Source organism: Delftia sp. SD018, from assembly GCF_017355445.1.
GTDB classification, from domain to species: Bacteria; Pseudomonadota; Gammaproteobacteria; order Burkholderiales; family Burkholderiaceae_C; genus Comamonas; species Comamonas acidovorans.
The window spans coordinates 39,132-62,621 of the sequence record NZ_JADDRN010000032.1; the positions used below are offsets into that span (position 1 = coordinate 39,132).

The window sequence follows — 23,490 nt, forward strand, 5'->3', positions numbered from 1 at the left end:
ACAGGTTAGCCCATGCACAAGCCAGGTGACGACGAACGGTTCTGCGGTTACGATAACTAACCCATCAGTCATTAATTTTCCGTGACCGACTCCCCCGCCTCTTCACCCGCCCCCGCCGAGCCTTCCGGAAAGCGCAGCCGCCGCAAGCAGGAGCGTCCCGGCGAGTTGCTGGAAGCGGCACTCGACCTCTTCGTGGAAAAGGGCTACGCCGCCACCCGCGTCGAAGAAGTCGCCGCCCGCGCCGGGGTCTCCAAGGGCACGCTGTTCCTCTATTTCGCGAGCAAGCAGGAGCTTTTCAAGGCCGTGGTGCGCCACAGCATCGCGGGCCGCTTCGGCGAGTGGAGCGAAGAGCTCGACAACTACTGCGCACCTTCAACCGATCTGCTGCGCTACTGCTTCAAGTCCTGGTGGGAACGCATCGGCAGCACCAAGGCGTCGGGCATCACCAAGCTCATGCTCAGCGAGGCGGGCAATTTTCCCGAGCTGTCTCAGTTCTACCACCAGGAAGTGGTTCTTCCAGGCCATGAGCTGATCCGGCGCATCCTGCAACGCGGGGTCGAGCGCGGCGAGTTCCGGCCCATGGATCTGGACCTGTCCGTGCACTGCGTGGTCGCCCCGATGATGTTTCTGATGATCTGGAAGCATTCGCTGGGCGGCTGCCTGCCCCATGGCGACTTCGATCCCGAGCAGTTTCTGGAATCCCAGATCGACTATCTGCTGCATGGCATGTGCCAGCCCCTTGCAGCCACCACACCACCCTCCTCCCCGCCCACACCATGAAGCGTCGCACCGGCTGGCTGATCGGCCTGGCCTTATTGATCGCCATCGGCGCCAGCGTATGGCGCGCCGCATCCACCCGGCACAGCAAGCAAAGCGCCATCGCCGCAGCCACCCAGCCGCGCGAGATGCCGGTGCGCGTGGGTCCGCAGGAAGTGGTGCAGCTGCAGCCGCGCCAGATGCAATTGACCGTGCCCGTCAGCGGCGTGGTCCAGGCCGTGCGCAGCGCCGTGGTCAAGGCCTATGTAGCCGGCGAGCTGCGCGGCCTGCAGGTGCGCGAGGGTGACAGCGTGCGCAAGGGCCAGGAACTGGCCCGCGTGGACGCCACCGAGGTCGAGGCCCGCTGGCGCCAGACCCGCCAGCAGGCCGATGCGGCCCAGGCGCAGCTGCAGCTATCCCAGCGCCAGCACGACAACAACCAGGCTCTGGTCACGCAAGGCTTCATTTCGACCACGGCGCTGGCCACCTCCCAATCCAACCTCGATGCCGCACGCGCCAACCTGGCCGCCGCCCAGGCCGCCGCCGATGTGGCCCGCAAGAGCGTGACCGACAGCGTGCTGCGCAGTCCCATGGACGGCCAGGTCGCGCAGCGCCTGGTGCAGGACGGCGAGCGCGTGGGCGTGGAAACGCGGGTGCTGGAGATCGTCGATCCGTCCGACCTCGAAGTCGTGGCCCAACTGGCGCCCGCCGATTCGGTGCGCGTGCAGGTCGGCCAGCAGGCCCAGTTGCAGGTCCAGGGTGCGGGCGACGATGTGGCCTCCGTGCCCGCGCGCGTGGTGCGAATCAACCCCAGCGCCCAGGCAGGTTCGCGCAGCGTGGCCGTCTATCTGCGTGTGCAGGCTGCACCGGTCAACGCAGGCGCCGCCGGCAGATCCATCCCCATCGTGCGCCCGGGCCTGTACCTGCAGGGCAGCATTGTCACGGGGCAGACCGAACAGCTGGCCGTGCCCTTGACCGCCGTTCGCACCGACCAGCCCCAGCCCTATGTGCAGTTGCTGCAGCCTGCGGGCGAGTCCGAAGCGGACAAGACCCTGCTGCGCGTGCAGCACCGCCCGGTCACGCTGGGCAGCCAGAGCGCGCAGGATGGCGCCACCTGGATCGCCGTGTCCAGCGGCCTGCAGGCCGGTGACAGGGTACTGGCCGGCAGTGTGGGCGGCCTGCGCGCAGGCACGGCCGTGCAGTTGCAACCGTTGCAGCAACCCCAGGCTCCGCCAGCCCCCGGAGCCCGCTGACCATGTGGTTCACGCGCGTCAGCCTGGCCAACCCTGTGTTCGCCACCATGCTCATGCTGGCCCTCATGGTGCTGGGTGTGTTTTCCTACCAGCGCCTCAAGGTGGACCAGTTCCCGAATGTGGACTTCCCCGTGGTCGTGGTCACCGTGGACTATCCGGGCGCCTCGCCCGAGATCGTGGAGTCCGAGGTCACCAAGAAGATCGAGGAAGGCGTCAACTCCATTGCCGGCATCAACGCGCTGACCTCGCGCAGCTATGAAAGCACCAGCGTCGTCATCATCGAATTCCAGTTGCATGTCGATGGCCGCCGCGCTGCCGAGGACGTGCGCGAGAAGGTGGCCTCGGTGCGCCCCACCCTGCGCGACGAGGTCAAGGAGCCGCGCGTGCTGCGCTTCGATCCGGCCAGCTCGCCCATCTGGTCCGTGGCCGTGCTGCCCCAGGCCGATGCCGGCGCCAAGGCGCCCGATGCCGTCGCGCTGACCAGCTGGGCCGACCAGGTCCTCAAGAAGCGGCTGGAGAACGTGCGCGGCGTGGGCGCCGTCAACCTGGTGGGCGCCACCCCGCGCGAGATCAACATCTACCTGCAGCCCGAGGCGCTGGAAGCCTATGCCATCACGCCCGACCAGATCGTGAACGCCGTGCGCAGCGAGAACCAGGACCTGCCGCTGGGCGCCATCCGCTCGCGCGAGCAGGAGCGCGTGGTGCAGATCGACGCACGCATGAAGCGCCCGCAGGACTTCGAGCGCATCATCGTCGCCCAGCGCGGCGGCGCGCCCGTGCGGCTGGGCCAGCTGGCCCGCGTGCAGGACGGCGCGGGCGAGTTGGAGACCGTGGCCCTGTACAACAGCAGCCGCACCCTGCTGCTGTCCGTGCAAAAGGCCCAGGACGAGAACACCATCGAAGTCGTGGACGGCCTGAACGCCACGCTGCGCGAGATCGCCGCCGAAGTGCCGGCCGGCGTGCGGCTGGAGCCGATAGCCGACAGCGCCCGCCCCATCCGCGTGGCCGTCAACAACGTGCGCCAGACGCTGATCGAGGGCGCGGCACTGACGGTGCTCATCGTCTTCCTGTTCCTGAACTCCTGGCGCTCCACGGTGATCACGGGGCTGACGCTGCCCATTGCGCTGATCGGCACCTTTTTGTTCATGTACTGGTTCGGCTTCTCGATCAACATGATCACGCTGATGGCGCTGTCGCTGTGCGTGGGCCTGCTGATCGACGACGCCATCGTGGTGCGCGAGAACATCGTGCGCCATGTGCAGATGGGCAAGGACGCGCATGCGGCCGCGCTCGACGGCACGCAGGAGATCGGCCTGGCCGTGCTGGCCACCACGCTGTCCATCGTGGCGGTGTTCCTGCCCATCGGCTTCATGGGCGGCATCATCGGCAAGTTCTTCCACGAATTCGGCATCACCATCGTGGCGGCCGTGATGATCTCCATGTTCGTGAGCTTCACGCTGGACCCCATGCTCTCCAGCGTCTGGCATGACCCGACCATCCACGCCCACGGCGACAAGCGCGGCAACAGCCTCTACGACCGCACGCTGGGACGGGTCACGGCCTGGTTCGAGCGCGCCACCGACTCGCTGTCCCACTTCTACCAGGACGTGCTGGGCTGGGCGCTGCGCCACAAGATCACCACGCTGGCGGCGGCGCTGGCCATCTTCGTGGCCAGCATCTTCCTGGTGCCGCTGCTGGGCACGGAATTCGTGCCCAAGGCCGATTTCTCGGAAACCACGGTGAGCTTCAACACGCCCGTGGGCTCGTCCATCGAGGCCACGGAGGCCAAGGCCCGCCAGGTCGATGCCATCATCCGCGCCCTGCCCGAGGTCCGCTACACGCTGGCCACCATCAACACCGGCACGGCCCAGGGCAAGATATACGCCAGCATCTACATCCGCTTGCTGGACCGCCACCTGCGCCAGCGCAGCGGCGATGAACTCTCGGGCGTGCTGCGCGAGCAGCTGCAAAGCGTGCCCGGCATCACCGTCACCCATGTGGGCCAGCGCGAACCCGTGGGCGGGCAAAAACAGGTCGAATTCTCGCTGCAGGGCCCGGACCTGGGCGAGCTGGAGCGCCTGAACCGCGTGGTGATGGAACGCCTGCGCGGCATTCCCGGACTGGTGGACCTGGACAGCAGCCTCAAGCCCGACAAGCCCGTGATCGACATCACCGTGCGGCGCGATGCGGCCGCCGACCTGGGCCTGTCGGTAGGCTCCATGGCCGCCGCTCTGCGCACCTGGGTGGCGGGCCAGACCGTAGGCAACTGGCGCGCCAGCGACGACCAGACCTATGACGTCAAGGTGCGCCTGGCGCCCGAGTCGCGCAGCACGCCCCAGGACCTGGAGCGCCTGCCCTTCGCCCTGCCCTCCACCTCGGGCGACGGCGGCATGCGCATCGTGCGGCTGAACCAGGTGGCCACCGTCACGCCCGCCACCGGCCCCAGCCAGATCAACCGCCGCGACATGACGCGCGAGGTCGCCTTCAGCGGCAACGTCTACCTGCGCTCCAGCGGCGAGGTCTCGGCCGACATCCGCAATGCCCTGGCCGACATCGCCCTGCCGCCCGGCTACCGCACGCAGTTCAGCGGCGCCACCAAGAGCATGAACGAATCGTTCGGCTATGCGGTGTCCGCCCTGGCGCTGGCCATCATCTTCATCTACATGATCCTGGCCAGCCAGTTCAAGAGCTTCCTGCAGCCGCTGGCGCTGATGACCTCGCTGCCGCTGACGCTGATCGGCGTGGTGCTGGCGCTGATGATGTTCGGCTCGGCCCTGTCCATGTTCTCCATCATCGGCGTGGTCATGCTCATGGGACTGGTCACCAAGAACGCCATCTTGCTGGTGGACTTCGCCATCCGCGCGCGCGGCCCGCACAGCGACCCGGACACCGGCCAGATCCGCGACGGCCTGCCGCGCGAGCAGGCCCTGCTGCTGGCGGCGCGCGTGCGGCTGCGCCCCATTCTGATGACCACGCTGGCCATGATCTTCGGCATGGTGCCGCTGGCCTTCGCACTCAGCGAAGGCTCCGAGCAGCGCGCGCCCATGGGCCAGTCGGTGATCGGCGGCGTGGTCACCTCGTCGCTGCTGACCCTGGTGGTCGTGCCCGTGGTCTATTGCTACCTTGACGACTTCTCCCAGTGGCTGCGGCGCCTGTGGAACGGCAACCGGCACGACGCGGCACCCGGCCAAGGCGCCGCCAGCGCCCCCACCCCGCCGCGAGACTCGTAGAATCAAAGGTTTGTCCTGACAAGTCTTTCTCCGGAGATACCCCATGAGCCTGCCCCTGAACAGCCTGCCCGAACACCACAGCGCCCAAGCGCACGCGCGCTACAACATGATCGAGCAACAGATCCGCCCCTGGAACGTGCTTGATGAAGAAGTGCTGGCGCTGCTGGGCAAGGTGCACCGCGAGAATTTCGTGCCGCCCGAGCATGCCGGCCTGGCCTTCATGGACCTGGAAATCCCGCTGGTCGCCCCGGCCGAGGAAGCCGCCGCCAAGGGCTGGTGCATGCTGGCCCCGCGCATCGAGTCCCGCATGCTGCAGGACCTGAAGATCAAGCCCACCGACCGCGTGCTGGAAATCGGCGCCGGCTCGGGCTACATGGCCGCCCTGCTGGCCGCCCAGGCCAAGGAAGTCGTGACACTGGAGATCGTGCCCGAGCTGGCCGAGATGGCCCGCGAGAACCTGCTGGGCGCCGGCATCACCAATGCCGAGGTCAAGCTGGCCGATGGCGCCACGGCAGCGGCCGCTCTGGGCCAGTTCGACGCCATCGTGCTCAGCGGCTCGGTCGCCCAGGTGCCGCAGGCCCTGCTGGCCCAGCTCAACGACGGCGGCCGCCTGGCAGCCATCGTCGGCCAACTGCCCATGATGCGTTTCACGCTGGTGCAAAAGAACGGCCACCAGTTCGAAACCAGCCAGCCCTGGGACGTGGTGACCGCACGCCTGGCCAACTTCGAAGAGCCTTCGCGCTTCACGTTCTGAAATCCGCCACGGCGGCCGGGGTCCAGAGGATTTCGGCCGCTGCGGCAACTCCACTTCATTCCGCAAGGATCTTTCCGATGCTTCCCCAAGTGCCTCCCGCGCAACTCAACGATTGGCTGAACCAGCACTCCAGCGGCTCCGATGCCCTGCCCCTGGTGCTGGACGTGCGCGAGCCCTGGGAAGTGGCCCAGGCCAGCGTACGCCCCGAGGGCTTCGAGCTGCGCTGCATCCCCATGGGCGAGATTCCCTCGCGCCTGCAGGAACTCGATCCGGATCACCCCACAGCCTGCCTGTGCCATCACGGCGCACGCAGCATGCATGTCGCTGCCTTCCTGATGAACAACGGCTTCGAGACCGTGGCCAATATCAGCGGAGGCATCGATGCCTGGTCGCGCGAGCGCGACCCAGGCGTGCCGCGCTACTGAGCGGCAACACGCAAAAGAAACCCGGGACACGGCGGTACACCCGCCGTCCCCGGTGCTTCGTGACGACTGTGTTTTGATTCGAGGACCTCTATGCCCCTGCTTCGGCCCCTTGCCCCTGTCGCTTCCGCCCTGACCCGCCCATACGCCTGGCCCCTGCGCCACATGGCCTTGCTGCTGTGCGCGGCCGGCATGGGCTCGGCCCTGGCGCAAGCTCCTGCCCCAGCCGTCCTTGCGCCCGCCCCTGCGGCCCCGCAGTCTGCCCTGCCCTCTCTGACAGCCTCTGCGGCCACGGGCCAGAACCTGTCCGAACTGGTGGCCAAGGCCCGCGGCTACGACGCCCAGTGGCAGGCCCAGCAGGCCGACGCCCAGGCCGCCGCCAGCCGCGCCGAGCAGGCACGCTCGGGCCTGTTGCCCAGCGTGGGCCTGCAGGCCGGTGCCAACACCTCGCATGTGGAAGTCAGCGTGCTGCCGGGGAGCTTTCGCTCGCCCCAGCAGAACCTGCAGCTCAGCGCCCAGCAGCCGCTGTACCGTCCGGCCAACAAGATCGCCTACGACCAGGGCCAGCGCGGCGTGGACGTGGCGCGCGCCCAGTTGGACAGCGGCGAGCAGAACCTGCTGGTTCGCGTGGCCCAGGCCTACTTCGATGTCCTCGGCGCCCAGGACAGCCTGGCCGTGGTCAAGGCACAGAAGGCCGCCATTGCACAGCAGCTGGAATTCGCCAAGCGCAACTTCGAGGTCGGCACGGCCACCATCACCGACTCGCGCGAAGCCCAGGCCCGGTTCGACCTGGCCGGCGCGCAGGAAATCGCCGCCGAGAACGATCTGCGCGTCAAGCGTCTGGTGCTGGACCAGATCGTTGGCGCCGTGGGCACCGTGCCCCGCCCCCTGGCCCAGCCGCTGCAGTTGCCGGCCCTGATGCCCTCCGACGCCCAGGCCTGGGTGGACACCGCACTGCAAGGCCAGCCCCAGCTGCGCCAGGCCCGCCTGGCGCTGGACATTGCCCAGCTGGAAACGAAGAAAGCCGAGGCCGGCCACAAGCCCACCGTGGACCTGCAGGCCGGCTACGTGGTCAACCGCTATCCCAATGGCTCGGTCACACCGCAGATCGGCACCAGCTACCGCACCAATGCCGCCAGCGTGGGCGTGGTCATGAACCTGCCCCTGTTCGCCGGATTTGCCGTGCAAAACCGCATCAAGGAAACCCTGGCGCTGGAAGACAAGGCGCGCGCACAGCTCGACGACGCCCAGCGCAACGTGGAGCAGAGCACGCGCACGGCCTTCTTCGGCGTGCAGTCGGGCCAGGTCCAGGTCAAGGCGCTGGAGGCCGCGCTGGCGTCCAGCCAGAGCGCGCTGGACGCCAACAAGCTCGGCTACGAGGTCGGCGTGCGCATCAACATCGACGTGCTCAACGCGCAAAGCCAGCTCTACCAGACCCAGCGCGACCTGGCCCTGGCGCGCTACCAGGTGCTGCTGGGCCAGCTCAAGCTGCGCCAGGCCGCCGGCACGCTCAGCGACGACGACCTGCGCGCCATCGATGCGCTGTCGCTCCGCGCGCCAGCCCCTTGAATCCCTGAAGCGCCCGCACGGCCGGCATTGCCCCGGGCTGATGCCCGGCCGCCGCGGGCCGCGCGCCTGGCGCAGCAGTCCTGTGCTCTGGCAAAGCCGAGGCACGCAAACCCGCCACGACCAGCATCCAGGCAGCCAGCGCGCACAGCGCCGCCAGACGACTCAGCAAGGAACAGCGGGAGAGTCTTGGCATGCGCGCCTTGCCTTCGTGGGAGTTGTCGAGCGGGCCACTGTGGCAAACCAGCCTGAAGACCTGCCCCGGGTTTCCTGAAGGGATGCTGAAGCGCATCGTCCCCGCCTTGACCGATACTCGCGGCAGCCCTCCCGCAGGCGCCGGTCCGCGGCATGGGAGCGGCACAGGAAACACACGATGAGACTGCTGCTGGTGGAGGACGATCTGGATCTGGGCAATGGCGTGCGCATCGCATTGGGCGATCACGCCATGGACGTGGTCTGGGTGCGCCGCCTGTCCGATGCGCTGCGCACGCTGGAGCAGCAAAGCTTCGAGATGGTGTTGCTGGACCTGGGCCTGCCCGATGGCGACGGCATCAGCCTGCTCACGCGCCTGCGCCGCGAATGGCGCCGCCTGCCCGTGCTGATCCTGAGCGCACGCGACAGCCTGCACGACCGGCTGCACGGCCTGGACAGCGGCGCCGATGACTATCTGGTCAAGCCCTTTGCCCTGGCCGAACTGGTGTCACGCGTGCGCGCCCTGGCACGCCGCAGCTATGGGCAGGGCGACGGAACGCTGCATCTGCGCGGCCTGTCGCTGCACGAGCCCACGCGCCGTGTCAGCGTTGCAGGCCAGAACGTCGAGCTGTCCCGCTGCGAATTCGACCTGCTGGCCCTGCTGCTGCGGCGCATGGACCGCGTGGTCACGCGCAGCGGCATCGAGGAGGAAGTCATCCCGGGTGGCAGCGCCAACGGCAGCAATGCGCTGGAGGTCCATGTCTCCAACCTGCGCCGCAAGATCGGGCCGGGCTTCATACGCACGGTGCGCGGCATTGGCTATGTCATCGACTCGCAGCCGATGGCACCCCTGTCCTGACCATGACATCGCACACCCTGCAGGGGCACCAGGCCAGCCCGAGATGGCGCCGCTGGCTGCGGCCCACACTGGGCCGGCGGATGCTGCTGGCCCAGATGGGCGTGCTCACCGCGATCTGGACCGCGTTGCTGGTGGCAGCCATCTACATGGCCCACTTCCACAATGAATTGCTGGTCAGCAAGCCTGTCTACGAACTTGTCATGGCTGTGGCCGAGGACCTGGCCGACCTTCCGGACCGCCAGCAGCACAGCCTGGCCGCGCTGGACACGGCCCTGCGCCATGAGTACGGCGACGGAGACGACGACATCCGCTTCACGCCCACGCTGCTGGTCTGGCAGCGCGGCCAGCTCCTGTACCGCTCGCCCACGCCGGCACCCACGCTGCGCAACCGCGTGCTGGACACGGTCGAGGACATAGATTTCGAAGGGCAGACCTGGCGCATGAGCACGCTGCGCTCGGCCTCGGGCCAGACCGAAGTCACGCTGATGCTGCCGTCCTTCAAGGAACTGCTGATCACCCTCAACACCCGCAGCTATTACCTGCTGCCGCTGCTGATCAGCCTGCCCTTCCTGGCCTTTCCGGCCTGGTGGTCGGTACGCGCGGCGCTGCGCCCGCTGCGCCGCGTGGGCGACGAGCTGGCCACACGCGGCCCCGACGACCTCAGCGCGCTCACCTATGCGCCGCCACACGCCGAGCTGCGGCCGCTGGTGCAGGACATCAACGCCCTGCTGGCCCGCGTGCGCTCCAGCAGCGAGCGCGAGCGCAACCTGATTGCCGATGCAGCCCACGAACTGCGCACGCCGCTGGCAGCCATGCACGTCAACGTCGAGGCCCTGCTGCGCCTTGGCAGCGAACCGCGCCAGCAGGAACTCATGGACAGCCTGCTGCGCAGCAACCAGCGCGCCAGCCGCATGGTGGCCCAGCTGCTGCAACTCATGCGCAGCGAGACCGAAGCGCCCGGCATGGCCATGCAGCCGCTGCGCCTGGACCTGCTGCTGGAAGACCGGCTCGCCGCACTCGACGCCCTGGCCTGCCGCCGCCCGGTGGAACTGGCCCTGGAAGCCAGCGAGCCACTGAGCGTGATGGGCGAACGCGAAGGCCTGGTCTCGCTGATCGACAACCTCGTGGACAACGCCATCAAATACAGCCCCGCGCACGCCACCATCAGCGTGCGCCTGCAGCGCCAGGGCGACCAGGCCGTACTCCAGGTGCGCGACCGTGGCCCAGGCATCGCCGAGGCCTGGCGCCAGCGCGTCTTCGACCGCTTCTTCCGCGTGCCCGACCAGAGCCAGAGCGGCAGCGGCCTGGGCCTGGCCATCGCCAGGACCGTGACCGAGCGGCACGGCGGCAGCATCGAACTGCTCAGTGCGGAGGATGGCGGGCTGCTGGCGAGTGTGAGCCTGCCCGTTCTGCAGGACGCCGGCTGATTCGGCCTGCGGATACCGCCGCCGAAAACCTAGTGCTCAGCGCAACGGTTGGGACTGCAACAGCCCGGCCACCGCCTGTGCCGTCGCCTGAGCTGCACCGCGGTGCTGGTCCAGGAAGCCGCGCGCCTGGGCCACGGCATGGGCGTGGGACTGGCGGTCCCCGGCCAGGTCCACGGCCAGGCGCAGCCCGTGCTCCATGTCGGGCGCCCGCAGCGCGGCGCCGGCTTCGCAGGCCAGGTCCGAGGCTTCGCTGAAGTTGAAGGTATGCGGCCCCAGCACCACGGGGCAGTCGCAGGCCAGGGCCTCGATGAGGTTCTGGCCGCCCAGCGGCGCAAAGCTGCCGCCCATGAGCGTGGCGTCGGCCAGGCCGTAATACAGGGCCATCTCGCCCAGCGAATCACCCAGCCAGATGTCGATGTCATCCGCCGCAGCCCCGCAGGGCGGGCCACCCACCCACTGGCTGCGGCGCGAGACATGCAAGCCGCCGCCAGCCAGCAGCGCCGCCACTTCGTCAAAGCGCTGCGGATGGCGCGGCACGACCAGCCATTGCACGGCCCGGCCTGCCGGCCCCAGCGTGCGCAAGGCGGACAGCAGCATGGCCTCCTCGCCCTCGCGGCTGCTGGCCAGCAGCACCACAGGGCGGGACAGGCCGGACTTCCATTGCCGGGCGCGCTCCAGCAGCGCGGCGTCCGGACGCGCATCGAATTTCAGGTTGCCGAGCACGCCGCGCACGGGCGCACCCAGCAGGCGCAGGCGCTGCGCATCGGCCTCGGTCTGCGCCCAGGCTGCGGCCAGGGCGGCATAGGTGGGCCGCGCCAGCGGCGCCACGCGCAGCGCCTGGCCCAGCGATTTGTCGCTGAGCCGCGCGTTGGCCAACGCCAGCGGCACGCCCTCTTCGCGGCAGATGGCGACCAGGTTGGGCCACACTTCGGTCTCCATGAGCACGCCGACCGCGGGCCGGAATTGCTGCACGAAGCGGCGCACGGCCGCTGGCGTATCCCAGGGCTGCCAGACCTGCAGGTCCCCGGGCTGCAGCAGCCGGCGGCCTTCGGTGCGGCCTGTGGCCGTGCCATGGGTCAGCAGCAGGCGCATACCGGGCAGGCGCTCGCGCAGCGCGGTCAGCAAGATGGCGGCAGCGCGCGTCTCACCCAGCGATACGGCGTGAATCCAGATCCACCGGCCGCGTCCGTCCTGCCCCAGCGTGGCCGGCTGGTAGCGGCCAAAGCGCTCGGGAATGTGCTCGGCATAGACGGGCTCGGCCTCGGCGCGGCGCAACAGCTTGCGGCGCAGCAGCGGCTGCGCCGCCCAGGTCACGGCGCTGTACAGCGCGCGCGCCCAGGACGTGGGAGAGCGTGAAGTCATCGCCTGGCGCGCAAATCAGTGCGCGGCGCCGCCAACCTGCGCGCCGGGCTTGACGCGCTCCAGCAGCGCCAGCATCTGCGCCTCAATGCGCGACAGCGCCTCCTGGGTCTGGCCCTCGAAGCGCAGCACCAGCACGGGCGTGGTGTTGCTGGCGCGGATCAGGCCGAAGCCGTCGGCCCAGTCCACGCGCAGGCCGTCGATGGTGCTGACCTGGGCCGGTGCGGCAAAGGTCTCGGCGGCCAGGGCCTGCAGTTCGGCGGCCAGGCGATGGGGCTCGCCCTCGGCGCAGGCCACATTCAGTTCAGGGGTGGAGAAGCTGGTGGGCAGCGCGTTGAGCAAGGCGCTGGGGTCGGTCTCGCGGCTGACGATCTCCAGCAGGCGGCAGCCCGCGTAGGTGCCGTCATCGAAGCCATACCAGCGCTCCTTGAAGAAGATGTGGCCGCTCATCTCGCCGCCCAGCGGCGCGTCCAGTTCCTTCATGCGGGCCTTGACCAGGGAGTGCCCGGTCTTGAACATCACGGGCTCGCCCCCTGCCTCGCGGATGGCGGGCGCCAGGCGCTGCGTGCATTTCACGTCGTAGACGATGCTGCCGCCCGGCACGCGCGAGAGCACGTCCTTGGCAAACAGCATCATCTGGCGGTCGGGGAAGATGTTCTGGCCGTCCTTGGTGACGATGCCCAGGCGGTCGCCGTCGCCGTCGAACGCCAGGCCCAGCTCGGCGTCCGAGGTGCGCAGCGCCTCGATCACGTCGCGCAGGTTCTCGGGCTTGCTGGGGTCGGGATGGTGGTTGGGGAATTCACCGTCCACTTCGGAGAACAGCTCGATCACCTCGCAGCCCAGGGCGCGGAAGATGCCGGGCGCCGAAGCCCCGGCCACGCCGTTGCCGCAGTCCACCACGATCTTGATGGGGCGCGCCAGCTTTACATCACCCACGATGCGCGCCTGGTAGTCGGCCTGCACATCGGCGCGGCGCACGCTGCCGGTGCCCGTCAGGGTCCAGTCGTCGCTCTCGACACGGCGGCGCAGCGCCTGGATTTCCTCGCCGTAGATGGCGCGGCCGGCCAGCACCATCTTGAAGCCGTTGTAGTCCTTGGGGTTGTGGCTGCCCGTGACCTGGATGCCCGAGCGCGCCAGTGTGCTGGCCGCGTAGTACAGCATGGGCGTGGTGGCCAGGCCGATGTCGATCACCTCGATGCCGACCTCGGTCAGGCCGGCGATCAGCGCCGCGGACAGCGAGGGTCCCGACAGGCGGCCATCGCGTCCCACGGCCACCACGGTCTCGCCGGCCGCCAGGGCCGCCATGCCGAAGGCGCGGCCCACGCCAAGCGCGACCTCCTCGTTGAGCGTGGACGGCACGATGCCGCGGATGTCATAGGCTTTGAAGATGGAAGATGCGACCTGCACGTCGAAAACGCTTTCTCGTCGGTTGAAAACAGTGCGCCGCAGCCCGGAACCTGGCCCGGCTGCGGCCCAAGCCGCAATTGTAGGCGCGGCAGGCTTGTAGGCGCGGCAGGCAGGGGCGCCGGCGCACATCACCCCGGCTGAAAGCGGTTGCGCCGCGCGCCCTGCCTCACAGCTGCTGCTGCACCTGGGCCAGCGCAGCCGGATCTTCCATGGTGCTGAGGTCGCCCGGGTCGCGCCCCTCGGCCACGGCCTGCATGGCGCGGCGCAGCAGCTTGCCGCTGCGCGTCTTGGGCAGCGCACTGACGAAGACCACGCGCGAGGGCCGGGCCACGGCGCCCAGGCGTGCATCGACCAGCTTCATCACATCGGCCTGCAGCGCCGAGCGCTCGGCCTCGCCCTCCAGCGCCGTCCGGGGCACGGCAAAGGCCAGCGCCACCTGGCCCTTGAGCGTATCGGCCACGCCGACCACGGCGACTTCGGCCACCTGGGGATGGGCGGAGATGCATTCCTCGATCTCGCGCGTGCCCAGGCGGTGGCCGGCCACGTTGATCACGTCATCCGTGCGGCCCAGGATGAAGAAGTAGCCGTCCTCGTCGCGAATGCCCCAATCGAAGGTGCTGTAGACCATGCGGCCCGGAATGCTCTTCCAGTAGGTATTGACGAAGCGCTGATCGTCACGCCAGACGGTCTGCATGCAGCCTGGCGGCAGCGGTCCCTCGATGGCCAGCACGCCCTTTTGCCCGGCGCCGAGCAGTTCCTCACCCGTGGCCTCGTCGATCAGTTTCACGTCATAGCCATAGACGGCCTTGCCGGGACTGCCGAAGCGCGTGGTCTGCTGCTCCACGCCGTTGCACAGCGTGAGGATGGGCCAGCCGGTCTCGGTCTGCCAGTAGTTGTCGATGATGGGCTTGCCCAGGGCCTGGCTGATCCACTGCGCCGTGGGCTCATCCAGCGGCTCGCCGGCCAGCCACAGCGCCTTGAGGCTGGAGATATCGTGGCGGTGCAGGTACTCGGCATCGTGCTTCTTGAGCACACGGATGGCCGTGGGCGCCGAGAACATGTGGGTGACCCGGTACTTCTCCACGATGCTCCACCAGATGCCCGCGTCGGGGCGTATGGGCAGGCCCTCGTAGAGCACGGTGGCCATGCCTGCGATCAGCGGCGCATAGATGATGTAGCTGTGGCCCACGACCCAGCCGATGTCGCTGGTGCAGAAAAAAGTCTGCCCTGCCTCGGCCCCGAAGATCAGCGGCATGCTGGCGGCCAGCGCCACCGTGTAGCCGCCCGTGTCGCGCTGCACGCCCTTGGGGCGCCCCGTGGTGCCGCTGGTGTAGAGCGTGTAGCTGGGGTCGGTGGATTCCACCCAGGTGCAGGCGACCTGGGCGTCGGCGTGCAGCGCACGCAGGCTGGCCCAGTCGTGGTCACGGCCGGCGCGCATGGGCGCAGGCGCCAGGCCCCGGTCCACGATGAGCACGGCCGCTGGCTTGTGGCTGGCCAGCTGCAGCGCCTCGTCCAGCAAGGGCTTGTAGGCCACGACGCGCCCGCCGCGCGAGCCCGCGTCGGCACTGATGATCACCTTGGGCTCGGCATCGTCGATGCGCGAGGCCAGCGCCGCCGAGGCAAAGCCGCCGAACACCACCGAATGGATGGCACCCAGCCGCGCGCAGGCCAGCATGGCAAAGGCCGCCTCGGCAATCATGGGCATGTAGATCTGGACGCGGTCGCCCTTTTGCACGCCCAGCGACTGCAGCACGGCGGCCATGCGCTGCACCTCGGCATGCAGTTCGCGGTAGGTGTAGACCTTTTCCGTGCCGGTCTCGGTGGAGATGGCGATCAGCGCGTTCTGGTCGGCGCGCTCGGCCAGGTGCCGGTCCACGGCGTTGTGGCAAAGATTGGTCTGCCCCCCGACAAACCACCGTGCAAACGGCGGATTGTCGTAGTCGCAGATGCGATGGGGCGGCACATGCCAGTCGATGCGGCGGGCCTGCTCGGCCCAGAAGGCATCGCGCTCCTCGATGGAGCGGCGGTGGAAATCGTCAAAACGCGGGGCCATTGTCTGTCTCCTGTCGTTGTCATGGATTGGCGGCTTCTGAATTCATAATTATTCATAATGCGCTTGCCAAAAGCTGACAACTCCGCGCTGCGCGGGCAGGCCCCCTTCAAACTCAGAAGCTGTAGCGCAGGCCGACCGAGATCTCGCTGGAACTCAGCTTGGCGCGCATCTGCTCATCCTGCAGGCCACGAACATTGGTGAAGTTGTTGGCGCCGCTATGGGTCTTGCCCATGCCCACATAGCGGTAGCCCAGGTCGATGCTGACCTTTTGAATCGGCGAGTAGCTGACGCCAAAGCCCAGCGCATAGGCCAGATTGTTCTGGGAATCGCTGAAGTACTGGCGATTCGGATTGCCTTGCCAGCCGCTGGACTGCAGGTGGGCCAGGCCCAGGCCCGCCGTGCCGTACACGGAGAACTGCGCGTTCAGGGGGAAATCCTTGTACGCATTGATCATCAGGCGCTGAGAACGGATGCTGTGGTGATTGAAGCTCGTGGGAAAGCGCGTGGAGCCGCTGGTGAATTCGTTGCTCCTGGGCAGGGTGTATTCGGCTTCCAGGCGCCAGTCCGACGGGAGCTGATAGCCCAGGGCCAGAGAGCCGCCTGTAGCGCGGCGGCTGTCGTCACCAGGCACGAACTGCCCCAAGCCGGGGCGGGCGCTGGAGTCCATATCGTGGGCCTTGTAGTTGGCGGAGTTGATGCGGACGGCGCCATAGAAATGGTCGGCAGCCAAAGCGCTGCCCGAGGCGGTCAGGATCAGGGCGGTGAAGGTCAGAACGTGCTTCATACAGTCTCTCTTGGGGGAAGGCCGCCACTGTAGAAAAACGCCCTGCCCGCGCCTATTCGGCCGGCTACGCACGCAGCTCCGTAGAACTACGCGGTGCAGCGGCAGCCCGCCTCCCAAGAACAGACAGGTCACCATGAAAAAAGGCGCTCCAAAGAGCGCCCCAAGACGGAGGAACCAGGAACCCGTGCCTTACTTGACCAGGGCGAGCAGGTCCTTGAAGGCCGGATGCTCGCAGCTGCGCAGCCACTCGAAGGCCACCATCTCCGTGGTCACCAGCTCGGCACCCGCGCCGGCCAGGCGGTCGAAGGCGGCATCGCGGTTGCGCTCGGTGCGCGAGCTGCAGGCGTCGGTGACGACCCAGACATCGAACTCATCTTCCAGCAGCTCCAGCGCCGTCTGCAGCAGGCAGACATGGGCTTCACAGCCGGCAATCACCACCATGCTGCGCTCGGGCGCCTGCTGCTGGGGCTTTTGCAGATGCTTGGGCAGGCTGCGTGCATTGCCGCCCTGGGGCCGTGCAGGAGGACGCAGCCACTCGCCCAGACCCTCGGCCACGGCGCTGAAATGCATCTTGGACAGGGTCCGGTCGCACAGCGCGCGCAGTTCGGCGTCGTTGGCGCCCAGGCGCGAGGGGTTCTGCTCGGTGCCGAAGACCGGCACGTCCACCAGCTGCGCCAGGCGCGCCAGCTTCACGGCATTGGCCAGAACTGCCGGTCCCTCGAAGATGGCCGGCATCAGGCGCTCCTGGTAATCGACGAGTACGAGCTGGGAGTCGGTGGCTTCAAGCAGCATGGCGGATCTTTCTTGGGAATATGGGGCGGCGCGGGCCGCCCTTCTTATAGAGGACAAAAGGGAAAGCTTTCCATTGTCGCAGCTTGCGTGCGCTCCCTGCCGCGCAGCCCGGATTCCTGAGGTAACTCAAAAACCCAGGCTTTCGGGGGTCTTATCGAATTTGTCCTACGTTTTTGCGTGGTAATCTCGCGCCCCATGTCCCGATGGCTTATTGCACTCCTGTTTGTCAGCGTCACGGCACACGCGGCTCCGCCCGAAATGCGTGACGACGATATGAACCAGCTGCTGGTCAACCGCAGCCTCATCTCGCAGCTGCGCGAAGCCCGCCACCACATGGCGGAACGCACTTCCGACTTCGTCAAGGAAGCACGACAAAGCGTCGCCGAAAAGACCTCCGATCTGGTCGTGACCGCCATGGGCTTCATCGGCGTTCCCTACCGCCGCGGCGGCAACAGTGCCGAGACCGGCTTCGACTGCAGCGGCTTCGTCCGCGCCATCTACTCCGAAACCCTGGGCAAGGTCCTGCCGCGCCGCGCTGACCAGCAGGCACAGGCCACGGAGAAAATCGACAAGAACGAACTCAAGCCCGGTGATCTGGTGTTCTTCAACACCATGCGCCGCACCTTCAGCCATGTCGGCATCTATGTCGGCGACGGCAACTTCATCCATGCACCGCGCACCGGTGCGCAGGTTCGCGTGGAAAGCATGCAAAGCGCGTACTGGGCCCGCCGCTTCGATGGAGCCCGCCGCGTGCAGGACGCCGACGGCCTGGGCCTTGACGCCAGCAAGGCCGCTCTGGCCCTGCAGATGCAGGCAAGCCAGCTGCAGTGATCGCAGCTTTTGCGCCAATCCACAAACGCCTGCACATGCAGGCGTTTTGTTTTTCAGGACCCTGCTCTGGCTTCGTCCCAGGTTGAGATGCTGTCCGACAGGGCCACCCGGTGCCGGGCCCTAGAGTCGCGGCATGGAAGCTTCAGTTCGGAGAAAAGCATGATGTCCTTGATTGGTACCCTCATCGTTGGCCTGGTCGTTGGCTTGCTGGCGCGGGCACTCAAACCCGGCGATGACAGCCTTGGCTGGATCATGACCATCCTGCTCGGCGTGGCAGGATCGTTTCTTGCCAGCTACGTAGGTGTCGCGATGGGTTGGTACGAGGCCGGGCAACCCGCCGGCTGGATCGCCTCCATCGTGGGCGCCATCGTCATCCTCTTCATCTACAGTCTGGTGCGCAGCAAGAGCGCACGCTGACCACCCTGCGCGCCAGCCGCATCCGCCGGCTGGCGCATTTTCCTGATCGACATCTGCCCCGTCTTCACTGGCACGCATGATCTTTCGCACATCGGACAAAACCCCTCCCCCTCCACCACCGCGCCAAGATGTGGCGCAGGCGGCCGAGAGCGCGCGCAAGTTGCTGCACCGGCGTGCGCTGGTCGGCGCAGCAGCCAGCAGCCTGCCCATTCCGGGCCTGGACTGGCTGGTGGATGCGGCACTGCTGGCGCGACTGCTGCCACGCATCAACCGCGAATTCGGCCTCACGCCCGAACAGTTGGACAAGCTGGAACCCGGCAAGCGCGAGCAGGTGCAAAAGGCCGTGGCCATGGTGGGCTCGGTGCTGATCGGCAAGCTGATCACGCGCGACATGGTGGTGCGCCTGGCGCGCGCGGCCGGCATGCGCATGACGGCCACGCAGGCCGCCAAGTATGTGCCGCTGGCAGGCCAGGCCGCAGCGGCAGCGCTGGGCTATGCCACGCTGCGCTACCTGGGCGAGCGCCATATCCAGGACTGCATTCGTGTGGTCGAGCACGCAGAACTCGACATTCCCTCACGGCTGGATCGCACGGCGCGCAAGGTCGAGCAGACAGGTCAGCAATTGGAAAACGCCAAAAAGGCCGACAAGGCTGGCAAGGCCGACAGGACCGACAAGGACGGGCGCGAGGCCGAGCCCGCCCCCGAGCCTTCCGGCAAGCGCCCGCGCTTCTGGCGCCAGCCCGATCGCGGCCCCTGGGGCCGCTCCCAGTAGACGGCTATCAGCCCAGGTCCGACGCCTGGTGGCGCTCGGGCACCTGGGTGGCTTCATCACCCCAGGTACGGTTCACGCGGCGGCCCCGCAGCACGGCCGGCCTTTGGGCAATCTCCCTGGCCCAGCGCATGACATGCGTGTATTCATGGGCTGACAGGAACTCGGCCGCGCCATACACCTCGTTGAGCACCAGGGCCCCATACCAGGGCCAGATGGCGATATCGGCAATGCTGTAGTTGGCCCCTGCAATGAACGGGTGCAGGGCCAGCTGGCGATCGAGCACATCGAGCTGGCGCTTGGTCTCCATGGTGAAGCGGTTGATGGGGTACTCGAACTTCTCGGGCGCATAGGCATAGAAATGCCCGAAACCGCCGCCAAGGTAAGGTGCCGACCCCATCTGCCAGAACAGCCAGTTCAGCGTCTCGGTGCGCGCAGCGGGCTCGGCAGGCAGCAGCGCACCAAACTTCTCGGCCAGGTACAGCAGGATGGAGCCTGACTCGAACACGCGCACCGGCGGCTCGACGCTGCGGTCCACCAGCGCCGGGATCTTGGAGTTGGGATTGACCTCGACAAAGCCGCTGGAGAACTGGTCGCCTTCGCTGATGCGGATCAGCCACGCGTCGTACTCCGCGCCGGCATGGCCCAGCGCCAGCAGCTCCTCCAGCATGATGGTGACCTTCACGCCGTTGGGCGTGGCCAGCGAATACAGCTGCAGCGGCTGCTGCCCCACCGGCAATGCCTTGTCATGGGTGGGACCGGCGACCGGGCGGTTGATGTTGGCAAAGGTGCCGCCCGAAGGCGCTGGCTGCCATACGGCGGGCGGGACATAGGTGGAGCTGTCGGTCATGCAGGATTCCTGTGGTTCGCGGGCTGGAGAGGTGCCCGGCTGAAAGTGATTGTCCCGTCACCGGCGCGCTCTTGCCGGCGTGCGCGGAACGCCGCCACGGCGCCCGGGGATTTGCCACAATCGCGGCATGACTGCCGCCCCCACCTCCGCCCGCCAGTTCTGGCTCATGAAGAACGAGCCAGACGAATTCTCCATAGACCACGCGCTGGCCGCACCGCAGGCCACCATCGCCTGGGACGGTGTGCGCAACTACCAGGCGCGCAACTTCATGCGAGATGCCATGCAGGTGGGCGATGGGGTGCTGTATTGGCACTCCAGTTGCGCCGAGCCCGGCATCTACGGCATCGCCCGCATTGCAGGCAACCTGCGCGTCGATGCCTCGCAGTTCGACCCGCGCAGTCCCTACTACGACCCCAAGTCCTCGCCCGACAAGCCACGCTGGCTCACGCTGGACGTGCAGGCGCTGCGCAAGACACGCACGCTGCAGATCGCCGAGCTGCGCGAGCATCCCGAGCTTGCCGACATGCGTGTACTGCAAAAGGGCAACCGCCTGTCGATCACGCCGGTCACGCCCGAGGAATGGGCCTTCATCGAAGGCCTGCTCCAACCCGCCTGACCTGCCGACCCGCCCCGCCGCGGGCTGCTTTCTTACAAGCAAGAAGCTTCTCTCCTGCACTCCGGACCTGCACCGGCCGCTATGCTTTTGGGCATTTGCGAACCTGGATTTCGCATACTGGAGGGAGAATCTTCGTGCGTTGGCGAAAAGCAAAAGCAAAAACACCCCCTGGAACTCCCAAGAGCGGCATGGCCGCTGCGCCCGGCCGCCTGCGGCTGGCGCTGCGCGACGCCATCGCCGCATCCCTGGGTGCGATGCTGGCCTGGGAGCTGTCCCACTACCTGCTCGGCCACCCCAAACCCGTCTTTGCCGCTGTCACCGCCCTGGTCTGCCTGGCGCCCGGACTGCCCAGCCACCTCAAGCAGACCTGGGGTCTGGTGCTGGGCTGCGCCATCGGCATCATCGTCGGCGAACTGGCCTGGCTGCTGCCCGACACCATTCCGCTGCTGCGGCTGAGTCTGGCCTCGCTGGTCGCCCTGTCTCTGGCCGCCATGCTCGGGCAGCCGCCGGTCGTCCCGATACAGGCGGGCGTCTCCGTCGTGCTGGTGCTGAGCATGGGGCCGAGCGCCGCGGGCGAGACGCGGCTGGTTGACGTACTGGTGGGCGCCGGTGTCGGCCTGATGTTCAGCCAGGTGATCTTCACGGCCAATCCCCTGCGCGCCGTGTCGCGCTCGGCAAGCGCCTTGCTGGGCCAGCTGGCCGAGGGGCTGGAAGCCACCCTGCGCGCCACCGCCACCCACGACACGCCCGATGCCACCGTCGCGCTGGGCCAGCTCACACGCAGCAGCGATGCGCTGAGCGCACTGCGCGCAGCCATGGTGGAGGCGCAAAGCGCCAGCCGGTGGTCCCTGCGCGGCCGCCTGGGTGGCGCGGGGCTGCAGACCATCACCGGGCGCTATGACCGCCACGCCGTGCGCCTGTATGCCAGCGCACTGCTGCTGGGCGAAAGCCTGGTGCGCGGCATGTCGCATGACAGTGGCCTCATGCCGCGCGCCATCGTGCTGCACTGTGAATGGCTGGTCGACGCCTGCCGCCAGCTGTCCGCCAACGGCAACGTGGTGGCCCTGCAGCCCGATGACGCCTTGGCCGAACTGGCCGCCTCCGCTCCCCAGGCACCCGCCCAGCCGGTGCCCCAGGCCTGGCTGCCCGCGCTGGACCATGCGCAGCAGATGGAAGAGGCCTTGAAGGCGTTGATAGGCTCGCGCGACGCGTGATCAGACTGCAGCGCGCCCGCGCGGCGCTGCACCCGCAACGCTGATGCGCCCGATCGCGCCGGCCAGCCACCAGCCGATGGCGCACATGGCCGCCGTCACCACCCAGGTCCACTGCCATCCGCCCGCCTGCACGGCCACGGCCGCCACCAGAGGCGGGCCTGCAAACTGCCCCACGCTGGACCATTGCTGCATGAAACCCACCGTGGTCGATACCGTGGACTCATCGGGGGCCAGCCGCACTGCCATGGAAAACAGCGTGCCCGGAATCAGCCCGCCCGCCGCCGAAAACAACACCACCGCCACAAAGCGCAGCCACAACGGCGCCAGCGGTTGCCCCTGCCATTGCAGATAGGCCAGCAGCGCACACGCCGCCATGCAGCCAAAGCCCAGACGCAAGGCGCGCGTGGCGCTCCAGCCGCCTTGGAGCAAACGGCCCGAGGCCACATTGCCCACCATGTTGGCCAGTGCCACCACGGCCGTCAGCGTCCCCGACAATGCGGCGCCCAGGCCAGCCTCGGCATAGACCGTGGGGAGAAAGCCGATGACGGCCATCCACTGCCCTGAATACACGGCAAAGGCCACAGCCACGCACCAGGGTCCGGGGCTGCGCAGGGTCAACGCCAGGCGAGGACGCCAGCCACCGCCCGCCACCGACGCGCCAAGGGGCACCGGCCTGTCTGCCGGCACGCCACACCAGACGGCGACCCATGCGAATGCCGAGATCAGCCCCAACAGCAACCACCATGCGGGCCAGGATGCCCAGGCCATCACCCACGGCCCCAGCAGCAAGCCGATGGCACTGCCCAACGGCATATAGGTGCCCCACCAGCCCATGCGCGCGCTCAGATCGCGTGGCGCCACGCAGCGCCGGATCAGACCCGGCCCCGGCATGGCCACCAGCAAAAAACCCAGCCCCTCCACGGCACGCAAGGCCAGCAGCGCTGCAAACCCCGTAGCGGTGGCGCCCAGGGCGCTGGCACCCGCCATCAGCAGCAGGCCTGCCAGCATGCTGCGCCGCAGCCCCCAGCGGTCTGCACCCAGACCCACCACCAGGCCCAGCACCATGCCGGCCACCTGCACGGTGGAAAGCAGAAAGCCGGCCTGCAGCAGGGACAGGCCCAATTGCTGCTGCAGCACCGGCACAGCCGGCGGCAGCTTGCCTACATGCAGAGCCGCGCTGACGCCGGCCGCCACGACGATCCATGAGGGATGTACCCCCTGCTTCGTTGTTTTCACTGGATGCTGTCTCCCCGGGGCGCATGCCATGCGCCCTGTAGCTGATGTGTGAAGTATCGAAAGCATAGGCCAAGCGGCGCCTGCAAACAGCACTCTTCTTACCCGCCGACCTGTCTGTATGGAGGCACACTGAAGGCTTGGATCAACTCCCGAGGCCTTGCGCATGCGCTCATCACTAGATTTCAGCTCCTGGTCTTCGCTGCTGTCCACGGTGTTGGGCCTGCTGCTGGTCACCTGCCTGATGATGGGCATTCGCCTGCTGTTCATGCAGACCGTGCAAAAGCGGCGCGAGCGTGAAAACCGCCAGATCAATGAACGCCTGAAGTCGCTTATCGCCGCCTACAAGACGCTGGGCGGCTCCTTCACGGGCACGCTGCATGTGAATCCCCTGCACCTGCGCGATCTGCGCAGGCCCGCCGCCGACGATGCCGATGCCGATGCACCACCGGCTTTTGGCAGCGAGCGCCAACGGCGCATTCGCGATGCGGTTGAAGCCGCGCTGTCCGATGTCATCTTGCTCGGGACGCAGGACCAGGTGCGCATGGCCGCCCAGGCGGCCCAGGACATGGTGGCAGGCCAGCCTGTCGAGACTGCGGCACTCGTCACTTCGCTGCGCGCCTTCATCCGCGAAGCGCTGGATCTGGAGCCGATCCCTGACAGCCTGCGCGTTCCCAACCAGGGCCCCACGCGTCCGGGCGGCACG

21 protein-coding genes are annotated in these 23,490 nt (G+C 67.8%); 14 read left to right on the top strand and 7 right to left on the bottom strand.

All coding sequences use genetic code 11. The features are described 5' to 3' along the window. Window positions 1-81: 81 nt before the first annotated feature. From INR38_RS24600 to INR38_RS24635, 8 genes are all read left to right on the top strand, one after another. Entirely contained in the window at window positions 82-780 is a 699-nt protein-coding gene (locus INR38_RS24600; protein ID WP_013802244.1) for a TetR/AcrR family transcriptional regulator, read from the top strand. Further along, complete coding sequence (locus INR38_RS24605; protein WP_207443458.1) at window positions 777-2,009, top strand: efflux RND transporter periplasmic adaptor subunit; 1,233 nt, start codon at window positions 777-779, stop codon at window positions 2,007-2,009. Before INR38_RS24600 ends, INR38_RS24605 begins: the two co-directional genes overlap by 4 nt. Window positions 2,010-2,011: 2 nt before the next feature. Beyond that, window positions 2,012-5,239, top strand: a complete 3,228-nt coding sequence (locus INR38_RS24610; RefSeq protein ID WP_123693539.1) for an efflux RND transporter permease subunit — start codon at window positions 2,012-2,014, stop codon at window positions 5,237-5,239. Between the two features lie 43 nt (window positions 5,240-5,282). Beyond that, complete coding sequence (locus INR38_RS24615; protein ID WP_012205781.1) at window positions 5,283-5,993, top strand: protein-L-isoaspartate O-methyltransferase; 711 nt, start codon at window positions 5,283-5,285, stop codon at window positions 5,991-5,993. A 77-nt stretch (window positions 5,994-6,070) separates the two neighbouring features. Further along, complete coding sequence (locus INR38_RS24620; protein ID WP_012205782.1) at window positions 6,071-6,418, top strand: rhodanese-like domain-containing protein; 348 nt, start codon at window positions 6,071-6,073, stop codon at window positions 6,416-6,418. Window positions 6,419-6,508: 90 nt separating this feature from the next. Further along, entirely contained in the window at window positions 6,509-7,984 is a 1,476-nt protein-coding gene (locus tag INR38_RS24625; RefSeq protein ID WP_207443459.1) for a TolC family outer membrane protein, read from the top strand. Window positions 7,985-8,354: 370 nt separating this feature from the next. After that, window positions 8,355-9,032 (top strand): response regulator, encoded by a 678-nt coding sequence (locus INR38_RS24630; protein ID WP_013802240.1) that lies wholly within the window; start codon window positions 8,355-8,357, stop codon window positions 9,030-9,032. Between the two features lie 2 nt (window positions 9,033-9,034). Beyond that, window positions 9,035-10,459, top strand: a complete 1,425-nt coding sequence (locus INR38_RS24635) for an ATP-binding protein (protein ID WP_096916421.1) — start codon at window positions 9,035-9,037, stop codon at window positions 10,457-10,459. Between the two features lie 36 nt (window positions 10,460-10,495). Here INR38_RS24635 and INR38_RS24640 read toward each other — a convergent pair whose 3' ends face one another. The 5 genes from INR38_RS24640 to INR38_RS24660 form a co-directional block, all read right to left on the bottom strand. Next, on the bottom strand, window positions 10,496-11,821 hold the full coding sequence (locus tag INR38_RS24640; protein ID WP_207443460.1) for a 3-deoxy-D-manno-octulosonic acid transferase: 1,326 nt from the start codon (window positions 11,819-11,821) through the stop codon (window positions 10,496-10,498). 15 nt (window positions 11,822-11,836) lie between these two features. After that, window positions 11,837-13,225, bottom strand: a complete 1,389-nt coding sequence (locus tag INR38_RS24645) for a phosphomannomutase/phosphoglucomutase (protein ID WP_207443461.1) — start codon at window positions 13,223-13,225, stop codon at window positions 11,837-11,839. 166 nt (window positions 13,226-13,391) lie between these two features. Beyond that, window positions 13,392-15,278, bottom strand: coding sequence for a propionate--CoA ligase (locus INR38_RS24650; RefSeq protein WP_207443462.1), 1,887 nt, complete (start codon window positions 15,276-15,278; stop codon window positions 13,392-13,394). A 112-nt stretch (window positions 15,279-15,390) separates the two neighbouring features. Further along, on the bottom strand, window positions 15,391-16,062 hold the full coding sequence (locus INR38_RS24655) for an outer membrane protein (protein ID WP_099733507.1): 672 nt from the start codon (window positions 16,060-16,062) through the stop codon (window positions 15,391-15,393). A gap of 189 nt (window positions 16,063-16,251) precedes the next feature. Beyond that, window positions 16,252-16,854 carry an isochorismatase family protein gene (locus INR38_RS24660; protein WP_012205792.1) on the bottom strand — a complete coding sequence of 201 codons (603 nt, stop codon included), beginning with the start codon at window positions 16,852-16,854 and terminating at the stop codon, window positions 16,252-16,254. Window positions 16,855-17,049: 195 nt separating this feature from the next. On the opposite strand from INR38_RS24660, the gene INR38_RS24665 reads away from it, so the two are divergent. The 3 genes from INR38_RS24665 to INR38_RS24675 all read left to right on the top strand — a co-directional run bounded on the left by INR38_RS24665 (window position 17,050) and on the right by INR38_RS24675 (window position 18,874). Further along, on the top strand, window positions 17,050-17,685 hold the full coding sequence (locus tag INR38_RS24665; RefSeq protein ID WP_012205793.1) for a C40 family peptidase: 636 nt from the start codon (window positions 17,050-17,052) through the stop codon (window positions 17,683-17,685). A gap of 159 nt (window positions 17,686-17,844) precedes the next feature. Then, window positions 17,845-18,102: a GlsB/YeaQ/YmgE family stress response membrane protein gene (locus INR38_RS24670; protein ID WP_012205794.1), complete on the top strand. Its 258-nt coding sequence runs from the start codon at window positions 17,845-17,847 to the stop codon at window positions 18,100-18,102. 76 nt (window positions 18,103-18,178) lie between these two features. Then, window positions 18,179-18,874 (top strand): hypothetical protein, encoded by a 696-nt coding sequence (locus INR38_RS24675; protein ID WP_123693551.1) that lies wholly within the window; start codon window positions 18,179-18,181, stop codon window positions 18,872-18,874. A 7-nt stretch (window positions 18,875-18,881) separates the two neighbouring features. Here INR38_RS24675 and yghU read toward each other — a convergent pair whose 3' ends face one another. Continuing rightward, window positions 18,882-19,721 (bottom strand): glutathione-dependent disulfide-bond oxidoreductase, encoded by an 840-nt coding sequence (gene yghU / locus INR38_RS24680; RefSeq protein ID WP_123693553.1) that lies wholly within the window; start codon window positions 19,719-19,721, stop codon window positions 18,882-18,884. A gap of 127 nt (window positions 19,722-19,848) precedes the next feature. Here yghU and INR38_RS24685 point away from each other — a divergent pair, with 127 nt between their 5' ends. Next, complete coding sequence (locus INR38_RS24685; protein ID WP_180319437.1) at window positions 19,849-20,337, top strand: EVE domain-containing protein; 489 nt, start codon at window positions 19,849-19,851, stop codon at window positions 20,335-20,337. 188 nt (window positions 20,338-20,525) lie between these two features. Further along, a complete protein-coding gene (locus INR38_RS24690; RefSeq protein WP_013802229.1) occupies window positions 20,526-21,551 on the top strand; it encodes an FUSC family protein in 1,026 nt (341 codons plus the stop codon). Here INR38_RS24690 and INR38_RS24695 read toward each other — a convergent pair whose 3' ends face one another. Next, a complete protein-coding gene (locus tag INR38_RS24695; RefSeq protein WP_207443463.1) occupies window positions 21,552-22,817 on the bottom strand; it encodes an MFS transporter in 1,266 nt (421 codons plus the stop codon). A 133-nt stretch (window positions 22,818-22,950) separates the two neighbouring features. Here INR38_RS24695 and INR38_RS24700 point away from each other — a divergent pair. Further along, on the top strand, window positions 22,951-23,490 hold a 540-nt coding region (locus tag INR38_RS24700; RefSeq protein ID WP_207476002.1), incomplete at its 3' end, for a hypothetical protein.

Excerpts from the sequence above, each read along its gene's own strand:
- INR38_RS24685 (WP_180319437.1), top strand. The coding sequence starts at position 19,849 with ATGACTGCCGCCCCCACCTCCGCCCGCCAGTTCTGGCTCATGAAGAAC.
- INR38_RS24630 (WP_013802240.1), top strand. The coding sequence starts at position 8,355 with ATGAGACTGCTGCTGGTGGAGGACGATCTGGATCTGGGCAATGGCGTG.
- INR38_RS24695 (WP_207443463.1), bottom strand. The coding sequence starts at position 22,817 with ATGGCATGCGCCCCGGGGAGACAGCATCCAGTGAAAACAACGAAGCAG.
- INR38_RS24665 (WP_012205793.1), top strand. The coding sequence starts at position 17,050 with ATGTCCCGATGGCTTATTGCACTCCTGTTTGTCAGCGTCACGGCACAC.
- INR38_RS24610 (WP_123693539.1), top strand. The coding sequence starts at position 2,012 with ATGTGGTTCACGCGCGTCAGCCTGGCCAACCCTGTGTTCGCCACCATG.
- INR38_RS24655 (WP_099733507.1), bottom strand. The coding sequence starts at position 16,062 with ATGAAGCACGTTCTGACCTTCACCGCCCTGATCCTGACCGCCTCGGGC.
- INR38_RS24660 (WP_012205792.1), bottom strand. The coding sequence starts at position 16,854 with ATGCTGCTTGAAGCCACCGACTCCCAGCTCGTACTCGTCGATTACCAG.
- INR38_RS24640 (WP_207443460.1), bottom strand. The coding sequence starts at position 11,821 with ATGACTTCACGCTCTCCCACGTCCTGGGCGCGCGCGCTGTACAGCGCC.
- INR38_RS24670 (WP_012205794.1), top strand. The coding sequence starts at position 17,845 with ATGATGTCCTTGATTGGTACCCTCATCGTTGGCCTGGTCGTTGGCTTG.
- INR38_RS24635 (WP_096916421.1), top strand. The coding sequence starts at position 9,035 with ATGACATCGCACACCCTGCAGGGGCACCAGGCCAGCCCGAGATGGCGC.
- INR38_RS24615 (WP_012205781.1), top strand. The coding sequence starts at position 5,283 with ATGAGCCTGCCCCTGAACAGCCTGCCCGAACACCACAGCGCCCAAGCG.
- INR38_RS24605 (WP_207443458.1), top strand. The coding sequence starts at position 777 with ATGAAGCGTCGCACCGGCTGGCTGATCGGCCTGGCCTTATTGATCGCC.
- INR38_RS24690 (WP_013802229.1), top strand. The coding sequence starts at position 20,526 with ATGGCCGCTGCGCCCGGCCGCCTGCGGCTGGCGCTGCGCGACGCCATC.
- INR38_RS24650 (WP_207443462.1), bottom strand. The coding sequence starts at position 15,278 with ATGGCCCCGCGTTTTGACGATTTCCACCGCCGCTCCATCGAGGAGCGC.
- INR38_RS24625 (WP_207443459.1), top strand. The coding sequence starts at position 6,509 with ATGCCCCTGCTTCGGCCCCTTGCCCCTGTCGCTTCCGCCCTGACCCGC.
- INR38_RS24620 (WP_012205782.1), top strand. The coding sequence starts at position 6,071 with ATGCTTCCCCAAGTGCCTCCCGCGCAACTCAACGATTGGCTGAACCAG.
- yghU (WP_123693553.1), bottom strand. The coding sequence starts at position 19,721 with ATGACCGACAGCTCCACCTATGTCCCGCCCGCCGTATGGCAGCCAGCG.
- INR38_RS24675 (WP_123693551.1), top strand. The coding sequence starts at position 18,179 with ATGATCTTTCGCACATCGGACAAAACCCCTCCCCCTCCACCACCGCGC.